Origin of the sequence: Dorea sp. AM58-8, assembly GCF_003464045.1 — a bacterium.
Classification (GTDB): Bacteria; Bacillota; Clostridia; order Lachnospirales; family Lachnospiraceae; genus Claveliimonas; species Claveliimonas ammoniilytica.
In genome coordinates this window covers 60,765-84,647 of record NZ_QSDM01000015.1, presented here as the reverse complement: position 1 = coordinate 84,647, position 23,883 = coordinate 60,765, and the positions used below count along the sequence as shown (strand labels likewise).

Below are 23,883 nucleotides of genomic sequence, written 5' to 3'. Positions count from 1 at the left end.
GGCTTATTCAATCGTGGTAAATTCGTGGTAAAATGAATGTTTTCCTATACGTCAAAATGCTTGAAAGTATTGTATTTATGCGGATAATCAAAAATCAGATATAAAATTTTATATAAATTATATTGTGAAAAAATGTTACTGCTTCAGCAGAGAGGAGATAATATGTCAAAGAGAGAAGATATTAAGAAAGTACTGATTATTGGTTCCGGCCCGATCATTATCGGTCAGGCGTGCGAGTTCGATTATTCTGGAACACAGGCGTGTAAGGCCCTTCGAAAACTGGGATATGAGATTGTGCTGGTGAATTCTAATCCGGCAACGATCATGACGGATCCGGAGATCGCGGATGTTACTTATATTGAGCCATTGAATGTGAATCGTCTGGAACAGATTATTGCAAAAGAAAGACCGGATGCGCTGCTTCCGAATCTGGGAGGACAGTCCGGATTGAATCTCTGCTCTGAATTATACAAAGAAGGAATTCTTGACAAATATAATGTAAAGGTTATCGGTGTGCAGGTGGATGCAATCGAACGTGGGGAAGACCGCATCGAGTTTAAGAAGACGATGAATGAGCTTGGCGTGGAAATGGCGAAAAGCGAGGTTGCGTATTCTGTAGACGAAGCACTTGCGATTGCTGATAAGCTGGGTTATCCGGTGGTACTGCGTCCGGCTTATACTATGGGCGGTGCCGGCGGCGGGCTTGTCTATAATAAGGAAGAACTGAAGACTGTATGTGCACGAGGACTGCAGGCAAGTCTTGTGGGACAGGTGCTTGTAGAGGAGTCTATTCTCGGATGGGAAGAGTTGGAGCTTGAGGTGGTTCGTGATGCAGAAGGCAATATGATCACGGTATGCTTTATTGAAAATGTTGATCCACTGGGCGTGCATACAGGAGATTCCTTCTGTTCTGCTCCGATGCTGACGATTTCGGAAGAATGTCAGAAGAGAATGCAGGAACAGGCTTATAAGATCGTAGATTCTGTACAGGTGATCGGTGGAACGAACGTGCAGTTTGCGCATGATCCGGTATCAGACAGAATTATCGTTATCGAGATCAATCCGCGTACATCCCGTTCTTCTGCGCTGGCATCCAAGGCAACCGGATTCCCGATCGCGCTTGTATCTGCGATGCTTGCATGCGGACTGACATTGAAGGATATTGAATGTGGCAAATACGGCACTCTGGACAAATACGTTCCGGACGGCGACTATGTGGTAATCAAGTTTGCACGCTGGGCGTTTGAGAAGTTCAAAGGTGTAGAGGACAAGCTTGGCACACAGATGCGTGCGGTCGGCGAGGTTATGAGTATCGGTAAGAATTTCAAAGAAGCATTCCAGAAGGCAATCCGAAGCCTGGAGAATGGCAATTACGGTCTGGGTCATGCGAAGGATTTTGATGCTCGCACGAAGGAAGACCTGCTGAAACAGCTGATTACTCCGTCCAGCCAGCGTTATTTCCTGATCTACGAAGCACTCAGAAAAGGTGCGACTGTAGAGGAGATTCATGAGATCACGAAAATAAAACATTACTTCCTGGAGCAGATAAAAGAACTGGTGGAGGAAGAAAATGCATTGATGGAATCCAAAGGGGCTCTGCCATCAGACGAAGCACTGACACAGGCTAAGAAAGACGGATTCTCTGACAAATACCTCAGCCAGATTCTGGAAGTTCCGGAAGCTGATATCCGCAATAAGAGAAAAGCGCTTGGTGTCGTAGAGGCGTGGGAAGGTGTACATGTAAGCGGTACGAAGGACAGTGCATATTACTATTCTACATATAATGCAGAGGATGCCAATCCGGTATCTGATAACCGTAAGATTATGATCCTTGGCGGTGGACCGAACCGTATCGGTCAGGGTATTGAGTTTGATTATTGTTGTGTACATGCGGCAATGGCGCTTAAGAAGCTTGGATTTGAGACGATCATCGTGAACTGTAACCCGGAGACGGTTTCTACAGACTACGATACTTCTGACAAGTTATACTTCGAGCCGCTGACACTGGAAGACGTGCTGAGCATTTACGAAAAGGAAAAACCGCTTGGTGTGATCGCACAGTTCGGTGGACAGACACCGCTGAATCTGGCAGCAGATCTGGAGAAGAATGGTGTTCGTATTCTTGGAACCGCACCGTCTGTTATCGATCTTGCAGAGGACAGAGATCAGTTCCGTGCAATGATGGATAAGCTGGAGATTCCGATGCCGGAAGCGGGAATGGCTACAACCGTAGAAGAGGCAGTAGAGATCGCAGGCAAGATCGGTTATCCGGTTATGGTTCGCCCATCTTACGTACTTGGCGGACGTGGAATGGAAGTAGTCTACGACGATGTGGCAATGGCTGACTACATGAAGGCAGCAGTTGGTGTAACACCTGACCGTCCAATCCTGATTGACCGTTTCCTGAATCATGCACTGGAGTGTGAGTCTGACGCGATCTGCGATGGAACCAACGCATTTGTACCGGCGGTTATGGAGCATATCGAGCTTGCAGGTGTACATTCCGGAGACTCTGCATGTGTAATCCCATCGGTACACATTTCCAGGGAAAATGTGGAGACCATTAAGGAATATACAAGAAAGATTGCAGAAGAAATGCATGTACAGGGACTGATGAATATGCAGTACGCCATCGAGAATGGCAAGGTATTTGTGCTTGAGGCGAACCCGAGAGCATCCCGTACCGTACCGCTTGTGTCAAAGGTTTGTAATGTGCGTATGGTGCCGATCGCAACGGAGATCATTACGCGTGAGCTGACCGGTAAGGAGAGTCCGGTACCTACACTGGAAGAGAAAGTGATTCCATATTACGGAGTAAAAGAGGCAGCATTCCCATTCAACATGTTCCCGGAAGTAGACCCGCTGTTAGGACCGGAGATGCGATCTACCGGAGAAGTACTGGGACTTTCTGAATCATACGGAGAGGCATTTTACAAGGCACAGGAAGCAGTTCAGTCCAAACTTCCGCTGTCAGGAACTGTGCTGATCTCTGTAAACCGCAAAGATAAGGCAGAAGTTGTAGAGGTTGCGAAACTGTTCCATGAGAATAATTTCCGCATCATTGCAACAGAAGGCACATGTCAGCTGATCAATGAAGCTGGCATTCCGGCTGAAAAAGTAAAGAAGCTGTGTGAGGGACGCCCGAATGTACTCGACGAGATCACGAATGGAAAGGTGGATATCATCGTGAACTCACCGGTTGGAAAAGACAGTGTATATGATGACAGCTACCTGAGAAAAGCTGCGATTAAGGGAAGGATTCCGTACTGCACGACAATGGCAGCGGCTATGGCAGCGGCAACAGGAATCCATGCAGTCAATAATCATGACGGCGGCAAGATTGCATCCCTGCAGGAGCTGCATGGCAGGATTAAATAGGAGCAAGACATATGAAGAGTTTATTAATCCTTGGAGCCGGCGGCTTTGGTCATATGATCAAGGAGACCGCACAGGCACTGGGATACGAAGAGATAGTGTTTCTGGATGATATGGTAAAGGAAGACGATGTGATCGGTATGTGCTGTGATTATGTGATTAAGCACGAGGACTATCCGGTTGCGGTTGCTGCATTTGGCAATAATAAGACGCGTCTGTTCTGGACGGATAAATTGCTGGAAGAGGGATATGAAGTTCCTGCGATTGTGCATCCGTCAGCTGTGGTAAGTCCGAGTGTGACTCTGGAGCCAGGCTGCTTTATCATGCAGAGATCGGTAGTGAATACGAATACAAAGATTGAACGCGCGGCACTGGTGAACAGCGGCGCGGTTGTAGATCATAATTCCGTTGTATGTGCGGGCGCGCATGTCGGACTTGGAAGTGTGGTCAAAGCAAATTGTACGATTGAATCCGGACGCAAAGTAGAAGCAGGAGAGGTCATCTTCTCTACAAGAAGAAAGATCGAAGGTGTGGACAGCCGGAGTCTGGAAGATGCAGTGTATGCATTTGGCTTTGGACCACTGTGCAGCTATGTGAAGCCGTTTGGTGAGGGACATATCAATGAGACATATGCGGTGTATATGCCGGATCAGAATGGCAACGATGTGCCGTTATACGTGCTTCAGCGTATTAATGTAAATGTATTTAAGAATCCGGATCAGGTTATGGACAATATCTTTGGCGTAACCGAATATCTGCGTAATATCATCCGTCAGGAAGGCGGAGATCTGGATCGCGAGGCATTGTCTTACATTAAGACCAAATCCGGCGAGACCTACTTTGAGGATGATAACGGACAGCCGTGGCGATGCCTGCATTATGTGGCGAATTCCATTTGCCATCAGCAGGTGGAGAGACCGGAGCAGTTCTATCAGTCAGCATTAAGCTCGGACATTTTCTGAAGCAGTTGGGTGATTATCCGGCAGAGAGTCTGTATGAGACCATTCCACAGTTCCACGATACGGTAAAACGTCTCAGAGATTTTAAGGATGCACAGCGCAAAGATGTGAAGAACAGAGCGCGCAAGTGTAAGCCGGAGATTGAATTTGTGCTTTCACGTGAAGACGACTGCGGCGTACTGATGAAGCAGCTGGAGGAAGGAAAGCTTCCGCTTCGTGTAACGCATAACGATACCAAGCTGAATAATATTCTGTTTGATGCAGATACAGATGAAGGATTATGCATTATTGACCTGGATACGATCATGCCGGGACTTGCAGCTAATGATTTTGGTGATTCCATTCGATTCGGTGCGTCTACGGCGGAAGAGGATGAGCCGGATCTGGATAAAGTACATTTTGATATCAATCTTTACGATATTTATACCAAGGGATATCTGGAGATGGCAAAGGATGTATTGACACCGGCTGAGATCGCGAGTCTTCCATGGGGCGCCAGACTTATGACGCTGGAGTGCGGTATGCGTTTCCTGGCAGATTATCTGCAGGGAGATGTATATTTTAAAACGGCTTATCCAGAGCACAACCTGGTACGTGCGAGAACGCAGTTCCGACTGGTGAAAGAGATGGAAGAACAATTTGATCAGATGAACGGGATATTGAAAAAATATATTTAATACAGGAAGGCTCTCAGTGTTTAGATTGCACTGGGAGCCTTCTTTATTTTATAATAGATATATTAGTGTGCTGCAGCTGTTACGTTCTCAGCAGTTTTCTCTTTGTGTTTATCATGCATTGCAAACATTCCGGCAAGTAAGGTTCCTGAGATGGAGTGCCATGTGCAGGATACAGCGCAGATGATTGCAGATTCCGGTGTGGATGCAAACTGTGCGGTTGTTGTTGCGAGGTTTGTTGCCAGACCTGCATTCTGCATACCAACTTCGATGGAGATGGTTCTCTTCTTTGATGTGTTCATTCCAACCAGTTTTCCGGCTCCGTATCCCAACAGATATCCGAATCCATTGTGAAGCAGTACAGCAACAAAGATTACAACACCTGACTGGAAGAATTTGGCTCCCTGTGAGGATACAACGCCTCCTACTACACATGCAAGACCAAGCACTGCGATTCCAGGCATTACCTGTTGAAGTTCGCGGAATGTCTGTTTCTTTCCGAGAAGATAATTTAATAAGAATCCGACACCTACAGGAAGGATTACCGTTTCGATGATGGATACGAACATTGGAAGTCCTTTGATCGTAATCTGTGTACCGCTTGCCAGGAAGGATACCATCAGCGGAGTCATGACTGGTGAAAGTAATGTGGATACGGTTGTCATTCCTACGGAGAATGCTACATCGCCGCCGCACAGATATGACATGATATTTGAAGATACGCCGCCAGGACAGCATCCTACGAGAATCAGTCCAAGTGCGATTCCGTCTGGCAGATTTAATGTTTTTGAAATTGCAAATGCCAGGAATGGCATGATCAGGTACTGGGCAATCGCGCCGACGCAGATGTCAAATGGACGCTGTGCCAGAATTTTAAAGTCTTCTGTTGTAAGGGTAAGTCCCATGCTGAACATGATGATTCCGATGATAATAGACTGGCAGGTGAATTTATTTGCCACCATATCCGTGAATAGTGCCAGATTCACCCATCCCATCATCGATGGAAGGAAAAATGTGACTACTGCGATCGCGATTACGACGACCGAGGTGTAGTCTGATAAAAATTTGCTTGCTTTCTGTAATGCTTTCATTACGTGTTTCCTCCTTTTGGTAATTACTGCTCACCGGATTCGATATGAAAGAAATAAAAAATCCCTTCTCAGAACAAACTGAAAAGGGACGAAATCTATCCGCGTTACCACCCTGATTCTGCAGAAATACTCCTGCAACACTTTCTTACGTACTAATATACGCGTTCCCTGTAACGTGGGATGACGGCGAGGTCTACTGATATTACTTTCAACCCGCTTCTTAGAGAGGATATCCTTATTCTGCCATTACCTGCTTCCACCAGCCGCAGGCTCTCTGTGAATGAGCGATAAACAAGGCGTTGTTCTCATCAATGAATTTCGGTGAACGATATTCTTTTTACAAAAAATTATTATAGACCTGCTATTTCAGATGTCAAGCATTTTTTTTTGCGGAATTCTAAATCTATAAAAATAAATCGGAAATGAGGTGAACATGAATTTGAATGACAAAACAGGAGAAACTAACAAGATGGAAAATGATAATTGTTAGACAATTTGACAAAATCTGGACAAAATATTAAATGTGTCAGAATGCTTGGAAATAATTCTTGTTTATATAAGAAGTATGTATTATAATTAAACTTGAATTGTTTCTTAAATAGTACAATTGAAAAATGAAGGGAAGTGAAATTATGGAGTTACAGATTCAAGACTTAGTTTCGTCAATCCGCAAGGACGGCATTGATGCGGCGAATGCGGAAGCAGAAGCAATTATTTCAGAAGCTAAGAAAAAGGCTGAAATGATTATTGCGGATGCGAAGGCTGAGGCTAAGAATATTCAGGAGACTTCAGAAAAAGAGATCAACATTCTGAAAGAGAGTGCAGCACTTAGTGCTGAGCAGGCAAAGCGCGATGCTATGCTTGCATTTAAGAATGAGGTCCAGGCTGAATTTGAAAAGATCCTTTCTGCAAAGATTAAGAATAACCTTTCAGATGCTGCACTTGGCAAGCTGATCCAGGCTGTTGTGGCAGATGAAGATGTACAGAATTATTCCGTTGAAGTTGCTGAGGTGAGTGATTCGCTCAAAGCAGAACTTGCAGAAGAAATTAAGAATGGTCTTGAGATCAAACCGACCAAGAGTGTACGTGCGGGATTCCGCCTGGCAGCTAAAGATGGTTCGGGTTATTTCGACTGTTCTGACGAAGAGATCATGCAGATGCTGATGCCATATTTCAGAAATCTTGATTTCTAGCAGGAGGTGCTTATGGCTTCATATTATTATTTGATATCCAGCCTGCCGGACCTGAGAACAGATGGTGACATGCCGATGACTTACGATGAGTTTCTTGACGTGTGCCAGTCAAATGTAAGTGAATCAAAGTATGAATTGTTGAAGAATCTCACCCTTTCGTCTGAAGAGGGACCGTTGTTAAAAGAGTGGTCAGCTTTTTATAAGAATCTTATGGGTGAGCTTAATTATCAGAGGAGCGTGAGTCTGGGAAGACCGTATCTGACATCCTATGATAAGGATTCGGTGATCGCACAGGTTGCTGGAGCTGCAATGGCTGCGAAGAATCCGCTGGAGGCAGAGAAGATCCTGCTGGAGTGCGAATTTGATAATCTTGATTCATTGGTAGGCCTGCATACTTTCGATGACAGATATTTATTCGGGTATGCGATTAAACTAAAATTGCTTGAGCGCCAGAGCTGTTTTGTTCAGTCAAAGGGACAGAAGGAATTCAAACGTCTTTTTGATCAGGTGCAGCAGCGCGTCTATAGCTTATAACAGGAGAGAATTTGATGGAAACAGTAACAGGATATGTAACTGGTATTAATGGAAACCTGGCGAATGTCAGCTTTAATGGTTCAGTTCATAAGAATGAAGTGGGTTATATCCTTGTTGATGGAAAACGTCTGAAAGGAGAGGTTATCCGTATTAACAACGGTGTTGCCAGCATGCAGATCTACGAGATGTCCAACGGTATCAAGGTTGGAGATCCGGTAGAATTCACCGGTGACTGATGAGCGTAGAACTTGGACCAGGTCTGTTGACCCAGGTATTTGACGGACTTCAGAATCCATTGCCGGATCTTGCAGAGCAGTGTGGTTTCTTCCTTGAGAGAGGTGTATATCTTGATCCGATTCCGGACAGAGAATGGGAATTTACACCATCTGTAAAAGTGGGAGATGCTGTGGAAGCAGGAGATTCAATCGGCAGTGTTCCTGAAGGATTATTTACACATGAGATTATGGTTCCATTCACGCTGAAAGGCAGTGACTGGAAAGTTAAATCAATCAAAGAAAAAGGCTCTTATCATGTAAGAGCGACAATTTGTGTCATTGAAAATGGCAATGGAGAAGAAAAAGAACTCAGCATGGTTATTACCCAGCCGATCAAAAAGGCTGTTAAGTGCTACGAAGAGAGACTTCGCCCGGACGAGCCTCTGGTAACACAGATCCGTTGTATCGATTCGTTCCTTCCGGTAGCGAAGGGCGGAACATTCTGTGTACCTGGACCTTTCGGAGCAGGTAAGACCGTACTTCAGCATATGGAAGCTAAGAATGGTGAGGCAGATATCGTTATCGTGGCAGCTTGTGGAGAGCGTGCCGGTGAGGTCGTAGAGATCTTAAAAGAGTTCCCGGAACTGGAAGACCCGAAGACCGGAAGATCTCTGATGGAGAGAACCATCATTATCTGTAACACATCTTCTATGCCGGTAGCTGCCAGAGAGGCTTCCTGCTACACGGCTGTAACACTGGCTGAGTATTACAGACAGATGGGACTGGATGTACTTCTTCTTGCAGACTCTACCAGCCGTTGGGCACAGGCCATGCGTGAGATGTCAGGACGTCTGGAAGAGATTCCTGGTGAAGAGGCATTCCCGGCATATCTGGAGTCTACGATCGCATCGTTTTATGAGCGTGCCGGTAAGGTAAGACTTAAGGATGGCAAGATTGCATCCGTTACGATCGGTGGTACCGTATCACCTGCCGGTGGTAACTTTGAAGAGCCTGTAACACAGGCAACACTGAAGGTAGTCGGTGCATTCCACGGACTTTCCAGAGAGCGTTCCGATGCACGTAAGTACCCTGCGATCCATCCGATGGATTCATGGTCCAAATACGATGGAGTTGTAGATATGGCTCGTGTGGAGGAAGCACGTTCTATTCTGCACAGAGGAAATGAGATCAACCAGATGATGAAGGTTGTTGGTGAGGAAGGAACTTCCGCAGAAGATTACATCATTTATCAGAAGGGTGAGCTTCTTGATTCCGTATATCTGCAGCAGAACTCATTCGATCCGATTGATGCGGCATGCTCTCCGGATAGACAGCGGGAAGAGTTTGGCGTCCTTTACGATGCATTGATGGCATCCTATGATCTGGATGACAAAAACGAGATCCGAGGTTTCTTCAATCAGTTGAGACAGGAGTTCCTTGACTGGCATGGTACAGAATTCGAATCACCGGAATTCTACGCACAGGAAAAGAAAATCTCAGAATTCTACAAATCAAAAGCTGTTGAGTAGGAGGATGTTAGCGTGCAGAAAGTATATACAAAAATTGAATCAATCGTCGGTAACGTTGTTACTGTCAGAGCGAAGGATGTGCGCCTTGGCGACCTGGCTCTGGTAGGCGACAGTTATGCGAACGTAATTAAACTTGATAAAGATGTGGTATCTCTGCAGGTATTTGCAGGTGCGCAGGGTGTAGGAACCAGCGATCCGGTACGCTTCCTTGGACGGCCGATGATGGTATCCTTCTCAGATCACCTGCTCGGACGTGTATTTGACGGAGCCGGTGTACCGAGAGACCACGGCCCGGCACTTACTGAGAACATGATTCCGATCGGCGGACCGTCATTTAACCCGGCGAAGCGTATTCTTCCAAAGAATATGATCCGTACCGGTATTCCGATGATCGATGTGTTCAATACACTGGTAGAGAGCCAGAAGCTTCCGATCTTCTCTATTTCCGGAGAACCTTACAATGCACTGCTTTCGCGTATTGCGTTGCAGGCGGAAGTAGACGTGATCGTACTTGGAGGTATGGGACTGAAATATGACGATTACCTTGCATTCCGTGATACACTGGAAAAAGGTGGTGCTATGAGCCATACGGTTATGTTTATCCATACCGCGTCTGACCCGACCGTAGAGTGTACGCTGGTGCCGGATATGGCACTTGCTGTTGCAGAGCAGTTTGCGCTTAACGGTAAGAAAGTACTGGTACTTCTTACCGATATGACGAACTACGCAGATGCACAGAAGGAAATGGCGATCACTATGGAACAGGTACCTTCGAACCGAGGTTATCCTGGAGACCTGTACAGCTGTCTTGCATCCCGTTATGAGAAGGCCGTTGATATCGAGGGAGCCGGTTCTATCACGATCCTTGGTGTTACGACGATGCCTGGTGATGATGTTACGCACCCGGTACCTGATAATACAGGTTATATTACAGAAGGTCAGTATTATCTGAAGAATGGACACATTGAACCGTTTGGATCTCTGTCACGTCTGAAACAGAATGTAAATGGTAAGACGAGAGATGACCACCGCGCACTGATGGATGGTATGATCCGTCTGTATTCTCAGTATAAGGAAGCACTTGAGAAGAAATCCATGGGATTCCTGATGAGTGAATGGGATGAGAAGCTTCTGAAGTACGGCGAGTTATTTGAGACGAAATTAATGGATCTTAGTGTGAACATTCCACTTGAAGATGCACTTGATCTTGGCTGGGAGATCCTTGCAGAGTGCTTTGAGCCAAATGAGACCGGTTTGAAGACAAGTCTTCTGCAGGAGAGATGGCCGGATAAGGATGCATTAAAATAAAAGGAGCAGCTAATGGCTATCAAACTTACTAAAAATGAGCAGAAGGTGCAGAAAGACCGCCTGAAACAGTATCAGCGTTATCTTCCGACACTGCAGCTTAAGAAGCAGCAGCTGCAGTCAGTGATCATGAAGACCAAGGCTGAACTGGATGAGAAGGAAGTCGAACGTGCTCAGATGATCGGAGACCTGGATGACTGGGTAGCAGTGTTCGCGGAGAATGAAATCTTCGATGAGGACATGAAGCTTGATTACCTGGTGCAGCCGGATACCGTTATCTGTAAGAATGAGAATATCGCCGGCGTGACAGTTCCTGCATTTCAGGAGCTGACATTCAAAGATATCAGCTATGACGTTGACGACTATCCTTTGTGGGTTGATACTGCGATTATAAAGCTTCGCGAGATTGCCCGTCTGGATGCTCTGGTATCGACGCTCCGCAAGCAGGAGGCACTCCTTGAGAAGGAACTTCGTTCTACCTCACAGCGAGTGAATCTGTTTGAGAAGGTCAAGATTCCGGAAGCCAAGGAGAATATCCGCGTGATCGGTGTATTCCTCGGAGATCAGCAGACAGCGGCAGTTGTACGCGGAAAGATTTCAAAGAAAAAATTAACGGAGGCGGCACAATGATAGAAAAGATGCAAATGGTCTATGTCGTGTCATCCGTCTCCAGAAAAGACGAGATGCTCGAAGGACTTCGTAATCTCGGACTTCTGCATCTGGCAGAAAAGAAGAGTCCGGCACGTGCGGCGACGGAAAGATTTACAACACTTTCCAAGACGGCGACGGAACTGCTGGATTATGCACCTGATAAGAAATCAAAGAACAAAAACAGTGCACCTGTTCTTTCCGACAAAGAATTTGAGGAACTGTATCAGGGCGTACTGAATGCGCTGGATAAGAAGTCCACGCTGGTTCAGGATATCAGTGCAGCCAATGCAGAGATCGAACGAATCAAAGCCTGGGGTGAGTTCTCTCCGGCTGAATTAAAACAATTAAAAGAAGCAGGGTATGATCTTCATTTTTACCGATTAGGTAAGCGTGAGTATGAGATGGCAGTGCAGGATGAAAATGTACAGATGGTCCGGCTGGCATCGATTGACAAGATGGATACCGTTGCTGTAATAGGAAGCCTGCCGGCGACCATACCTGCGGCAGAGTTCGCAATTCCGGAAAAGGGAATCGACGAACTGACAAAAGAGATAGAAGACAGTCAGAAGCAGATTGCTGAGTGTGAAGAAGTCTTTAAGAAAGCAGCAGTGTATGAGTCAAGCTTTCAGGTTCAGATGTTGAAAGCCCAGAATGCGGAGAATTATTCATCTGCAAGCGAGACCGCAGAAAGCGATGAGGATTTTGTATGGATCTCCGGATATCTTCCGGAAGAGGATCTTTCGAGATTCAAAGCAGCTGCGAAAGAAAATGGCTGGGCATGGGCGCAGGAAGATGTAGCTGAGGATGATATGCAGATTCCTACAAAAGTGAAATACGGTAAAGTATCCAGACTGATCAAACCGGTATTTGATATACTTGGTATTCTTCCAGGATACAGAGAACCGGATATTTCCCTTTGGTTCTTCCTGTTCTTTACACTGTTCTTTGCGATGATTATTGGAGATGCAGGTTATGGATGCCTGATTCTTATCGGAACCATTGCATATGCAGCGAAATCAAAGAAATTTAATAATGCAGTTTATTTGCTATTTGTATTATCGATCGTGACGATCATATGGGGTGCGATAACCGGAACCTGGTTTGGTCTGGAATCGGCAATGAATGTTCCGTTCCTGAGGGCACTGGTAATTCCTGATTTTGCAAACTATCCGGGGTACTTTGGCGTGACTGCTCTTACGCAGCAGAACACGATCATGAAGTTCTCATTTTCCATCGGAGCAATTCAGATGGCACTTGGAAGTCTGATCTCGATCAAGAAGAAGCTTTCTAACAAAGATCTGAGCTGGGTGGCAGACCTGGGATGGCTTGTAGCGATTGTTGCAATGTATTTGTTGGCACTTTATCTGGTAATCGGCGAGAAGCTGGCGATCAAACCAATTTTTGTACTGATCGGCGTAGCATTTGCGCTGGTAGTCCTCTTTGGCGGCATGGCACCGGATCGTACATTTGCACAGGGACTTAAAGCAGGACTCGCAGATGCATTTACCGTATTCTTAAATACGATCAGCTGTTTTGGTAACGTTATGAGTTACATCCGTCTGTTTGCGGTAGGTATGGCAGGACTTGCCATTTCTCAGAGTTTCAACGGAATTGCAGCCGGATTCCACGGACCACTTATCATCATTGGTATTGTGGTTGTATTGATCGGACATGCACTGAACATTGTCATGTGTTTCCTGTCAGTCGTAGTACACGGTGTCAGACTGAATGTGCTGGAGTTCTCAGGCCAGGCAGGTCTGGAATGGACAGGAGTCGCATACGAACCATTTAAAGTAAACGATAAGATTGAAAAATAGTATTTATAAAGGAGAAAGATTATGAATTTAGCATTTATTGGAATGGCAGCTGCACTTGGTTTATCCGCTTCAGGATCAGCATTTGGTGCAGGATTTGCAGGACAGGCAGCAGTAGGAGCATGGAAAAAGTGTTATGCAAGCGGTAAACCGGCACCGTTCATTATGATCGCATTTGCCGGAGCACCTCTGACACAGACAATCTACGGATTCCTTCTTATGAACTTTATCAAGAGTGCAGTAGATGGCGGAGCAGACGCAGGACTTGCACTTGGCGTTGGACTTTTCTGCGGACTTGCGATCGGACTTTCCGCATTATTCCAGGGCAAGTGTGCAGCCGGAGCAGCTGATGCACTTGGCGCAACCGGAAAAGGTACAGCGAACTACTTTATCGTAATCGGTATCGTAGAGACAGTAGCCCTCTTTACATTGGTATTCGGCTTACTGCTGTTAGGCTAAGAAGAATAAAAAATAAAAATGGTGTCGGGATTTATTCTCGGCACCATTTTTGTATGTGCGATGAGTTGAGCAGGCTTTTTTTGAAAGCATTTGAAGAGGTGGAAATTCTCTGATATTTCCTTTATAATTAAGTCAGCTTTTTTAGGAGGGAACTGCATGGGTAAGAGAGTTTTTATCAGTTATTCACATCAGGACAGCGTGTGTGCAAAGGGAATCGCACGGTTTCTTACCAGACAGGGATATGATGTCTGGATAGATGTGGATAAATTAGTGGTTGGTCAGAGCTGGGCCAATAATATCAATGAAGCACTGCAGACAGCAGACATGATGATCGCATTGATTTCCAAGAATTCGGTGCGGAGGATGGAAGTACTGCGTGAAATATCGGAAGCACTGGACAGAAATGAAAAAGATGAGAACTTTTATGTGTTGTTTGTAGTCATTGGCAATGTGCATCCATCGTGATTTCCGGATACCGGTGACGGCAAGGTGAAGAAGATTATCGAGTGTCTGCAAGTTATCCAGTTTATCCAGCTTGATGCAAAAGGGACGATCAGTATTGCAAAAATGCAGGAGCTGATACGTGCATTGAATGGTAAGATGACGTATACGGAAGGGATTGATTTCCGTAAAAGCAATGAATATATTTACGAGGCCGGGGTGCCGGAGAAGGTATATGATAATGTTGCTGAGAATTGCTTTTACCGGGTACATGCAAGTGACCTTGCTCCTTCGACAGCATTTCCTTTTGCATTGGATAACCAGTGGCTGCCGGATGAGATCATTGCGGATGATTCAGACATGAAGGGGCAGTTTATGCATTATGGGTTTGAAGCAGAATGTGTCCAGCAGTTTTTAGAGACATATCAGATGAAGAATCTGTATCTTGCGTTGATGCATACAAGACAGATCATCTTAAACAGGGCATCGATCCTTAACAGCAAAAGTCTGCAGAAATTATATTTTGCACACGAATACAAGGAACGGGAGCAGAATGCATTTGCACATTTGCTGAAGAACGGAAGCATTATTGTATTTTTGTATGGTGACCATGAACTGACGCCGTATGTGGATGAGCTGCCGGAGTACTCTACGATGCGCCATGCAGTCGATGAATGGAACCGGCTGTGTACAGAGATCGCCATGTACTGTATTCGGGAAAACTGGGAGACGCCGGTAGACAAACACAGTCAGGAACTCGTGAAGCAGTGTACAACACTGGCATTTAATAAAGAGACGAATGATATGCTGGCAGAATGTTTTGATTTTGATGTCGTTCAGAAAAAAGAATTTTTATCAACGTTGAAGGAGATCGAAATGTCTGTGTTTTTGCAGACACACATCATTGGGACGGGACGCAGGTCGGATGTGAAAGGATACAGCCGGTCAGCGTTTTACCGTAATTTTGTGGTGGTTGATAAGTCAGAAAATCATCCGGATCCGGTACTGAATTGCATATTTGATGAAAATAAGCCATTTCACAGGGAATTGAAAAAAATGATAGATGTATATTATAATTCCATTTTCACGAACTTTTTTAATTGTGCAGCCTTGATCCCCAGTGATATACGACCGGAGGATACATTTATCCATCAGCTATATCTGACACATGGACTGAAAGAAGTGAGTCCGGATGAACTGGAATATGCTTTTTCAGAATTTTTCGGCAATGAGGCGATACTTGATAAGATCGGGGAGATTGGTGATAATTTCTATCTTGAGAACTGGTCACTGGACCGGATCATTTCATATCGGGAAGGAATGCACTGGAGAGAGTATATCGAACTGGTCGAGTATATTACAAACCGTTCTACGTACTGGGAAGTGGATTTCAGTGATATTGAGAATCTGATCGAACTGTTTGTAGAAAGCATAAAGGAATGCCAGGCAAAAGAAGGGACGGTCAGCAAAAGGACACCGTTTGTTCCGGCATATACATTCCGCATATGTATTGGAAGTAAGGTGTTGGATATTGTCTGCAACCGCAATGTGCGTAAGTTAAAGACATACAAGGGCGTCCTGTCTGCCAAGACACAGAACAGTCTGTCAATACAGTTTCTGATCGGTGATTCAACTTCGGAAAGGAATCGGATATCAGAATCGATCTTTTTGCCTGTTAAAATTTTTGATGGAAAGACCAACTATATAGGTGGCAATTCCTATCTGGAAGAATTGAGTTCTTTTTTGACAGAGCAATGTGAATTTATGTGGATATATTAAAGAGAAGGAAGTAAGAGATAATGGATCATATGGAGTATGGACTGGAATTTTGCGAGAAAACACTGATCCCAACCATCAAAAATGTGGTGGATAAGTATGTAGGTACCTCGTATTCAATCGAAAAAAAGGGACAGGGTAATTTTGTTACAACGGTTGATAAGAAGATAGAACAGGAACTGATCGATCGGTTTCAGCAGCTGGTGCCGGGTTCCGGGGTGATCGCAGAGGAAACGGAAGCACAATTGGAGCAGAAGTTTAACTGGATTATTGACCCGATTGATGGAACGACTAATTTTATCAATGGCCTGCAGTATGCAGTGTCTGTAGCTCTCGTATATGAACAGCCGGATCATATTCTCTTAGGGGTGGTATATAACCCTAAAGATGATATCTGGTATTACGCATGTAAAGGAAAGGGAAGCTATATCCGGGAAAAAGGAATGGTAACACAGCTGCGAGTCAGGACATTTCCGCCGGATGAAGGGATTGTGGTGTTTGGAATGCCATATGACAGGAGGAAGACAGGGAAGATATTAGATATTGTACAGAAGTATTATGCAATCGCATCGGATATGAAGCGGATCGGACCGTCTTCTCTTGATATCTGTCTGGTAGCATCGGGGAAAGCGAAGATGTATCTGGAACTGGATCTGAATCTGTGGGACATTTCCGCCGGGATATTAATTCTTACGGAAGCCGGTGGGACGTATGTACAGAAAGGGGATCTGTATATTTTTGGAAATGATGATATCCGGAATATTAAAGGTGCGCCGTAAGGCGCACCTTCTTGAATGGTAAGAATTATCTTTGCCGGGTCTCATCAGTTGTTGGTTTATCCATTATACGGAGATATTCATAGCCAGGCATGAAATTGTGTTTCTTGTACAGCTTGTAGTATTCTGCGAAGATACGGTTCAAGATCTTCGGGATATAGTTCTCATCTGGTTTGAAGAGTATGATCAGATACTGCATGGAGCTGTATCTGGTGCAGATATCTACGGAGCGGATACTCTGATGGATCGAATGCTTCATGCATTCCATGGCTTCCTCAATATTTTCAATATAGGTCATTTGTTCCGGCGCAGTTTTCATCGTTACCATGACAAGATAACAAGGATACTGATGGCGGCTTCCCAGCCGGTTGATGTATTCGTATAACTTGGCAAACTGACGGTAATCCAGATCCAGTGCACCGGAGTAGTCGCCGCTGCTGCGCAGGGAGCGTGCAATCAGTGTCAGATCTTTATTGATGGCAGAATCAGAGGTGAGTTTCTGTTCTAACTGGTGATAGAAATAGAGATTGCCTTTCCCGTTCTGTTTTACATAGTACAAAGCTTTGTCTGCTTTCGTATAGCAGTCTTCGTAGGCATCTTTTGTAGTAGTCATGCACAGACCTGCTGACAGAGAAGCACTGCGGATTTGGATATCCTTAGCCTTGGCTGCATTGAATTTATCGAATAGAGTGTGAACCTGTGCTGTGATCGTTGCCTCAGTGGCATTTGGCATAAAGAACAGAAATTCATCACCGCCCAGACGACAGACAACTGCGTCCGGTGTCATATCTGACAGTAGTGTCCCCAGCAGTTTCAGCGACCGGTCACCGGCTTTGTGACCATGCGTGTCGTTAATCTGTTTGAGGTTATCCATATCAATGAAGACAAGGCAACCATCGTATTTCTGCATAAACTGAGACACCAGCTTCTCACCACGACTCCGCATCGGCAGTCCGGTCAGAAAATCATAAGTTTCACTGTCCTCGTGTGTTTTCATCGTAGTCATGACATTGGAGATAAAGCGGTTGATATCATTTTCAATTGCGGTAAATCCCAGATCATTTTCCGGATGCAGATAATCAGAACTGATATCTAATCGGTGTTCTTCCAGAAGCGTTAAAAAAATCTCCGTAAGTTCCGGATCAAACTGCGTGCCGCTGTTTTCACGGAATTCCCGAATGATAGATGCTTCAGGAAGTGAATTGCGGCAGGCATGATTGGTGTTCATGACATCGTAACTGTCAGCTATGGTTATGATGCGGGCATACAATGGAATATCAGTTCCTTTCAGTCCATCCGGATAACCTTTGCCGTCATAGCGTTCATGATGATGGCGGGCAACATCAGCGGATTGTTTGAGCAACGTGATATTTTTCAAAATCTCACCGCCGATGACGGTGTGCTCTTTTGTGACAGCATATTCTTCAGGAGTCAGTCTGGTTGGCTTATTCAGAATCGTATCAGGGATACCGACCTTTCCTATGTCGTGCAGATGAGCTGCGTACTTCAGATTCAGGATTTCTTTAGGACTCCAGTGAAGTTCTTTTGCAATCAGCGCAGCATATTCGGCAACCCGATGAGAATGTCCGCGAGTATATTCATCCTTTGCTTCAACGGTGAGAGCCAGGGTCCGCATCATCTGCAGAGACAGACGCTCCGTCTGCTGGCGGCGTTTTTCAAGCGCGCGCTGCTGTCTTTGGACTTCCATATTATGTACATTACGGATGGTGCGAAGTACAGCTATAAAGAGCAGAATGATCATACCGATACCCGTAAACATACCGGAAATGGACACTACGAAGTAGACAGACAACCCTTCAACGATTGCCGATATCATAACGGCAGACAGTCCGATTAAGGTCAGTCTGTCAGAGCGGATCGTGCCCTGTTTCATACATTTATAAAAGGTAATAAAGGTACTGACAAATGTGACGCCTAAGATGATCTGGCTGATCGGAAGCGTTTCGATATAATCTGCGATGCCGGTTACATGCAGGATCGTACAGACTGTGAAGTTAATGACTGCGATATAGACAAGAGCCTGATGCAGCTTATGATATCGTCCCTGCTGTACGCTGTCTGCATAGAACAGGACTGGAATCGGAACCAGCATGATCATTACAAAACACAGCATGGAAAGGACGGATGAATTAGGGAACAGGAGCTGTCTTAGCTAGATTCACCGAGCATCCAGGTTGCGCCCATGATCATACACCAGCCCAGATATTCTATATCGAATTTGGATTTGTATACCAGCCCTAGCGCGATACTGAAAAGTACGCTGATAATACCGGAAAAGAGAATGAAGAATGCAATTACAGTCTCTAATCCGTGCTGTTCAAACAGATGGACCCAGATTCCGGCACGGTCGCCGCAGTATACCGGATTGATCACGCCGGAATACCTATGCGTGTAAGTCGTCAGTTCGATGCGGAGTTCTTTCCCCGCATCGGCAGAAGAGGTATCGCAGAATATATAACGGCTGGCTGAATTCTTGCCACATAGTCTGGTATCTTTGGTGCTGTATTCGGTTTGCAGTTCACCGTCAATATAGCATTTGACATCCTGCAGAGAAGAACGAAATGCAATCACATGGGCATTGTAATCATCGGGAAGTGTCGTCGTGAGAATCATAGTCTCTCCGGCGGGAATAGAATAATGTCCGGGTACATCGACAGATTCCGTGGATCCATCCGGCTTTTGCCAGGTAAAGCTTCCGGAATAAATGAGAGAATCTGCTGCCATATCAATCATTCGTTCATTTGTTCCAAATATCTCCATAGCTACAAACCAGATCAGGATTGCAAACATCAGGATATAATAGGGATAGCGTTTGGTTTTACTGATTACGTATTTATCTTTTGTCACGACAGAAATACTCCTTGTATTTTATTGGTGGGAGATGGTTGTTTGTGGTGGGAGCAATCCTTTTGCTCCTGCTATATTTATTATAAGCGGTGCAGGATGCATTTGCAATTGTATGGAAGAAAGAAGTGAAGAAAGGGAAAAGCCCCGGGATACACGGCTGCTGGACCGTATACCCCGGGGCTTTTCGAGATGAAAAACGAGTTTAGTCGATAGCGTTGTATTCACCATCGGATAACTTGCGGAAAAGCGGAAGCTTCTGCAGGAAGATGATGTCTTCTCTGTCTGCTGCATCGCCTTCTGCAAGGATTGCGGCTTTCTTAACGACCTTGGCGCCTGCATTTTCCATCAGGCACTCCAGTGCGTGGAGAGATTCTCCGGTAGAAATGACGTCATCCAACAGGCAGACTCTTTTGCCACGGATCTTATCGGCGTCTTTTCCATCCAGATACAGATGCTGCTCTCCGGCAGTTGTAATGGAATGAACGGATGCGGATACCACATCTTTCATGTAAGACTTTGTACTCTTCCTGGCTACGATAAATTCTTTGAGACCAAGCTGTCTGCTGACCTCATATGCAAGTGCGATACCTTTGCTTCTGCGGTTACGATAGCATCCACATTGCCGATTTTTCTGGCAAGTTCAGGTGCGCAGGCGCTGACCAGTTCTGTATCGCCAAGGACTACGAAACTTGCAAATGCCATATCCTCGCTGATCGGGATAAATGGAAGGGTACGATCTACATTACACAAAGTCATATTGTATGTTTTCATAATAACATATTCCTCCTTATAATCCAAGGAACTTAGCTGCAACACCGGCGAGCATTCCGAGGAATGGATTGGTTACTGCTGTTACGACCATAGTTGTTCCGCCTACTGCAGCATTTGTTGCCAGGGCAGAAGGGGCATCCAGTACAACGGTCTTGAAGATACCAAGTACAAATAAGAAACCTGCGATAGAAGAAGCCGGTACGTATTTACCGATCTTCGGAAGCAGTTTCAGAAGCAGGATCACACCGATCACAACCATCATTGCAACACCGGCCCATACAGCATGTGGTGCATTAGCGGTAGCAGAGATAATAGACTCTACCGGAGCACCACCGAAGAAAGAAGAGCACATATCTGCCAGAGATGAGATTACAGTCAGTGTATCTACATTGTAATTACCGCCTGTTGCCATTCCGGCTGTGATTCCTCCGAAGGAAATGTTGGAACCGATGTTCAGACATACCATTCCGAGAGCACCAAGGATTACGTTAGCGTTGATGGTGAATTTCTGACGGATGAACTTGTCATCTTCTACGATAATGCTTGATTTTTCTTTGTTGAAGATTGCATTGGCAATGCAGGATGCGACAACAGAGATCACGATGGTATATACCAGTGTATTAGCACTGTCTTTTGTGAAATAATAAGTAATGAGTGCTACTGCCAGAGATACGCCTCCGGAAATGGCATCGCTTTTTACCATATCGATTGCAGCTTTGGTAAGGATGATACCAACACCGGCCATCATACCGAAAGCGACATCTTCACCGACAAAATTCACGATTTTAGTTAAAAGACCCAGAGCACCGATCAGAGCCATGATCACACCGCCGATAAAGATCATGGTGCATCGCTCAGAACGGTCCTTGCCGGCTGTTCCGGCGTAAGTGATCGTCTCAGCCTGGAAAGAGATCGGAGCCACGCTCTGTGTTACCGTGTTACCGATCGCACCTACAAAAAATGCCAGTGCAGTAGGTACAGAGGCGAATCCATAAGCCAGTGCCAGGAGTCCCTGCGGAAGTCCATTCAGTACGACACCGATCACAGCCATCAGGTCAGTCATAATTGCATTCATAGTTTTTCCTCCTAGAATAAGTAATAAATATTAAGTCAACAACGTGGTTTGGCAGGATCATGAGTACGCTGTCGTACGATGTCCTGCCTGAATAAAAGTGTAACATCGAATGCTGTGGGTGTAAATGAGTCTGGTTATGAGAACTTTTAACGGACATTGATAACTTATGCTAATAAATAGTCTTTTGCCCCTGGCATCCGTAAATATCTCTGGAAAAAACTTATGATGTATAGTAGAATCAACTGGGAAGTAATCATAAATCAAGAAATGCCGAGGCATTCTTGAAATTAACGAAAGAGAGGAAATCTGGTTATGAGCAAAGCGGAGTTGGCAATTGAAAAGAAGTACAATGGAAAGTGTAACTGTGCACAGGCTGTTGCATGTAGTTTCGCAGAAGAAGCCGGGGTAGATGAGGAGACATTAAAAGTAGCTACTCAGGCATTTGGGGTTGGGCTTGCGACTATGGAAGGCAACTGTGGTGCATTGTCAGGTGCAGCGATGGTATTAGGACTGATCCATAAGGATCGCAAGAAGACAACAGAGGATATTCGTGCGATCATGACAGAATTTAAGGAGACATACGGAACAGTAGTCTGTAAGGAACTTAAGGGTGTGGAGACAGGAAAGGTAATCCTGCCTTGTGATGACTGCATCAGAGCAGCTGCCGAACTATTGGAGAAACAGCTTGGCTAAGCTGGAAGATAAAGGAGAGAAGTTTTATGTTGGGAATGATTATTGACACTATCAGTACGTTCATGTACAGCAAGCTGCTGGTGATACTGCTGATCGGAGCCGGAATCTATTTTACGATCCGGACAAAACTGCCACAGATAAGATTATTTAAAGATGCATGCATGGCAGTTGTAGAGAAGCCGGAGGATGATGAAGGAGTATCATCTTTTCAGGCATTGATGGTTTCTACCGCATCGAGGGTAGGAACCGGTAATATTGTTGGCGTGTCGACTGCAATCTGTATCGGGGGATTCGGCTCCGTATTCTGGATGTGGGTGATCGCGATCATTGGCAGTGCATCTGCATTTGTAGAAAGTACACTGGCACAGATATTTAAGAAAAAAGGAAAAGACGGGGAATGTTATGGCGGTCCTGCTTATTATATAGAAGCAGCTCTTCACAGCAGACCGTTGGCAATTGTTTTCTGCATCTCTATGATTGCGACTTATGCATTTGGATTTAACATGCTTGCATCGTACAATCTGCAGTCCACATTTTCCGGATTTGCATTTTATGATGTAAAGTGGTCGCCATGGATCATTGGAGGTATTCTGGCAGTGATTACCGGATGGTGTCTGCTGGGCGGAGGTTCCCGTATTGTGAAGGTGACTTCTACATTGGTTCCGATTATGGGAGTGGCGTATATCCTGATCTCAATCGTGGTTCTGATTATTAATCATGCCTATCTGCCGATGGTATTCACTAAGATTTTTGAGGAAGCGTTCGATTTCAATGCAATTTTTGGAGCATTCGCAGGCTCAGCCATGATGCAGGGAATCCGTCGCGGGCTTTATTCTAATGAAGCAGGTATCGGTTCTGCGCCGAATGCGTCTGCGTCAGCACAGGTCAGTCATCCGGTTAAACAGGGAATGGTGCAGATGCTGTCTGTGTTTATTGATACACTGCTTCTGTGTACTGCAACTGCGATGATGTGTATGTCATCCGGTATCGCACCGACAGAAGAACTGCAAGGTGCACCGTGGGTACAGGAAGCACTGCGTGAATCACTGGGCGGCTTCGGACCGATCTTCATCGCAATTGCAATGGTACTTTTTGCATTTACCACATTACTTGGCAACTGTTTCTATTGTGATAATCTGTTGAATTATATTCATAAAGGTGAACCAAGTAAAGGTTTCATGAAAGGATTTCGCCTGATATCTGCGCTGGTGGTATTCCTGGGTGCCGGGATGGAAGTGTCCATGCTCTGGAACATTTCAGATGTGTTGATGGGAGTCATGGCTCTCATTAATATTCCGGTCATTCTGATCCTGTCTAATATTGCACTGAAGGCGTTGGCAGATTATGAGAAGCAGATGAAAGCAGGAGTGAACCCTGTGTTTAAGGCAAAAAACATTGATCTGGAATATGAGACCGATTGTTGGAATTAAATAAAATTCACCGTTGACATGATTTTTTCATCGTGCTATTATTTAGTAAATTAATACTTCAAACCGATGAAGTGGAGATAACGGCAATCATGCCTTTACAGAGAGTCCGGGATGCTGAGAACCGGATTTTATCTGTCATGATGATCACAGTGATCATTGTATTATAGATTCACAGAGTATTCTGCAACGTGAAGGCATACGTCAGTTGCCGGGGATATAGAGGTATCCTGATAAGAGCACAGGTTTATTCCTGT

At 45.2% G+C, this 23,883-nt stretch carries 22 protein-coding genes and 1 other annotated feature; of the genes, 16 read left to right on the top strand and 6 right to left on the bottom strand.

What is annotated here, in order from left to right:
• The first annotated feature begins 162 nt into the window (after positions 1-162).
• Genes carB through DXA18_RS17650 form a run of 3 tightly spaced genes read left to right on the top strand, consistent with a single transcriptional unit; the run spans position 163 to position 5,011 of the window.
• Positions 163-3,378 carry a carbamoyl-phosphate synthase large subunit gene (gene carB / locus DXA18_RS11425; protein ID WP_118383993.1) on the top strand — a complete coding sequence of 1,072 codons (3,216 nt, stop codon included), beginning with the start codon at positions 163-165 and terminating at the stop codon, positions 3,376-3,378.
• An 11-nt stretch (positions 3,379-3,389) separates the two neighbouring features.
• A complete protein-coding gene (locus tag DXA18_RS17655; protein ID WP_330424560.1) occupies positions 3,390-4,337 on the top strand; it encodes a PglD-related sugar-binding protein in 948 nt (315 codons plus the stop codon).
• Positions 4,271-5,011: an aminoglycoside phosphotransferase family protein gene (locus tag DXA18_RS17650; protein ID WP_330424559.1), complete on the top strand. Its 741-nt coding sequence runs from the start codon at positions 4,271-4,273 to the stop codon at positions 5,009-5,011. The genes DXA18_RS17655 and DXA18_RS17650 overlap by 67 nt, the downstream gene beginning before the upstream one ends.
• A gap of 62 nt (positions 5,012-5,073) precedes the next feature.
• Here DXA18_RS17650 and DXA18_RS11415 read toward each other — a convergent pair whose 3' ends face one another.
• On the bottom strand, positions 5,074-6,099 hold the full coding sequence (locus DXA18_RS11415) for a bile acid:sodium symporter family protein (protein WP_118383992.1): 1,026 nt from the start codon (positions 6,097-6,099) through the stop codon (positions 5,074-5,076).
• Between the two features lie 81 nt (positions 6,100-6,180).
• Positions 6,181-6,420: a binding site (T-box leader), on the bottom strand.
• Positions 6,421-6,731: 311 nt separating this feature from the next.
• Between DXA18_RS11415 and DXA18_RS11410 the strand changes: the two genes are divergently transcribed.
• The 11 genes from DXA18_RS11410 (at position 6,732) to DXA18_RS11365 (ending at position 16,795) form a co-directional block, all read left to right on the top strand.
• Positions 6,732-7,292 carry a hypothetical protein gene (locus tag DXA18_RS11410; RefSeq protein ID WP_118383991.1) on the top strand — a complete coding sequence of 187 codons (561 nt, stop codon included), beginning with the start codon at positions 6,732-6,734 and terminating at the stop codon, positions 7,290-7,292.
• A 12-nt stretch (positions 7,293-7,304) separates the two neighbouring features.
• Positions 7,305-7,826: a hypothetical protein gene (locus DXA18_RS11405; protein ID WP_118383990.1), complete on the top strand. Its 522-nt coding sequence runs from the start codon at positions 7,305-7,307 to the stop codon at positions 7,824-7,826.
• A 14-nt stretch (positions 7,827-7,840) separates the two neighbouring features.
• Positions 7,841-8,062 (top strand): hypothetical protein, encoded by a 222-nt coding sequence (locus DXA18_RS16185; RefSeq protein ID WP_243007113.1) that lies wholly within the window; start codon positions 7,841-7,843, stop codon positions 8,060-8,062.
• Positions 8,062-9,570, top strand: a complete 1,509-nt coding sequence (locus DXA18_RS11400) for a V-type ATP synthase subunit A (protein WP_243007112.1) — start codon at positions 8,062-8,064, stop codon at positions 9,568-9,570. The genes DXA18_RS16185 and DXA18_RS11400 overlap by 1 nt, the downstream gene beginning before the upstream one ends.
• Before the next feature lie 12 nt (positions 9,571-9,582).
• Entirely contained in the window at positions 9,583-10,878 is a 1,296-nt protein-coding gene (locus tag DXA18_RS11395) for a V-type ATP synthase subunit B (protein WP_118383989.1), read from the top strand.
• Positions 10,879-10,890: 12 nt separating this feature from the next.
• A complete protein-coding gene (locus tag DXA18_RS11390) occupies positions 10,891-11,505 on the top strand; it encodes a V-type ATP synthase subunit D (protein ID WP_118383988.1) in 615 nt (204 codons plus the stop codon).
• Positions 11,502-13,343 carry a V-type ATP synthase subunit I gene (locus DXA18_RS11385; RefSeq protein ID WP_118383987.1) on the top strand — a complete coding sequence of 614 codons (1,842 nt, stop codon included), beginning with the start codon at positions 11,502-11,504 and terminating at the stop codon, positions 13,341-13,343. The genes DXA18_RS11390 and DXA18_RS11385 overlap by 4 nt, the downstream gene beginning before the upstream one ends.
• A gap of 21 nt (positions 13,344-13,364) precedes the next feature.
• On the top strand, positions 13,365-13,799 hold the full coding sequence (locus DXA18_RS11380) for a V-type ATP synthase subunit K (protein ID WP_118383986.1): 435 nt from the start codon (positions 13,365-13,367) through the stop codon (positions 13,797-13,799).
• A 156-nt stretch (positions 13,800-13,955) separates the two neighbouring features.
• Entirely contained in the window at positions 13,956-14,264 is a 309-nt protein-coding gene (locus DXA18_RS11375) for a toll/interleukin-1 receptor domain-containing protein (protein ID WP_118383985.1), read from the top strand.
• Positions 14,265-14,288: 24 nt separating this feature from the next.
• A complete protein-coding gene (locus tag DXA18_RS11370) occupies positions 14,289-16,019 on the top strand; it encodes a hypothetical protein (RefSeq protein WP_118383984.1) in 1,731 nt (576 codons plus the stop codon).
• A gap of 20 nt (positions 16,020-16,039) precedes the next feature.
• Complete coding sequence (locus DXA18_RS11365; RefSeq protein WP_118383983.1) at positions 16,040-16,795, top strand: inositol monophosphatase family protein; 756 nt, start codon at positions 16,040-16,042, stop codon at positions 16,793-16,795.
• Between the two features lie 25 nt (positions 16,796-16,820).
• Here the strand turns inward: DXA18_RS11365 and DXA18_RS11360 are convergent, their stop codons facing one another.
• From DXA18_RS11360 to DXA18_RS11350, 5 genes are all read right to left on the bottom strand, one after another.
• Positions 16,821-18,926 (bottom strand): HD domain-containing phosphohydrolase, encoded by a 2,106-nt coding sequence (locus tag DXA18_RS11360; protein WP_243007111.1) that lies wholly within the window; start codon positions 18,924-18,926, stop codon positions 16,821-16,823.
• A 35-nt stretch (positions 18,927-18,961) separates the two neighbouring features.
• Positions 18,962-19,660: a hypothetical protein gene (locus DXA18_RS16180; RefSeq protein WP_243007110.1), complete on the bottom strand. Its 699-nt coding sequence runs from the start codon at positions 19,658-19,660 to the stop codon at positions 18,962-18,964.
• 202 nt (positions 19,661-19,862) lie between these two features.
• Positions 19,863-20,198: a phosphoribosyltransferase family protein gene (locus tag DXA18_RS17025; protein WP_330424561.1), complete on the bottom strand. Its 336-nt coding sequence runs from the start codon at positions 20,196-20,198 to the stop codon at positions 19,863-19,865.
• Entirely contained in the window at positions 20,192-20,431 is a 240-nt protein-coding gene (locus DXA18_RS17020) for a hypothetical protein (protein WP_330424558.1), read from the bottom strand. Before DXA18_RS17020 ends, DXA18_RS17025 begins: the two co-directional genes overlap by 7 nt.
• A gap of 16 nt (positions 20,432-20,447) precedes the next feature.
• A complete protein-coding gene (locus tag DXA18_RS11350; RefSeq protein ID WP_118383982.1) occupies positions 20,448-21,506 on the bottom strand; it encodes an NCS2 family permease in 1,059 nt (352 codons plus the stop codon).
• A 312-nt stretch (positions 21,507-21,818) separates the two neighbouring features.
• On the opposite strand from DXA18_RS11350, the gene DXA18_RS11345 reads away from it, so the two are divergent.
• Positions 21,819-22,199, top strand: a complete 381-nt coding sequence (locus DXA18_RS11345; protein ID WP_118383981.1) for a C-GCAxxG-C-C family protein — start codon at positions 21,819-21,821, stop codon at positions 22,197-22,199.
• Positions 22,200-22,225: 26 nt separating this feature from the next.
• Complete coding sequence (locus DXA18_RS11340) at positions 22,226-23,629, top strand: alanine/glycine:cation symporter family protein (protein WP_118383980.1); 1,404 nt, start codon at positions 22,226-22,228, stop codon at positions 23,627-23,629.
• The last annotated feature ends 254 nt before the right edge of the window (positions 23,630-23,883 follow it).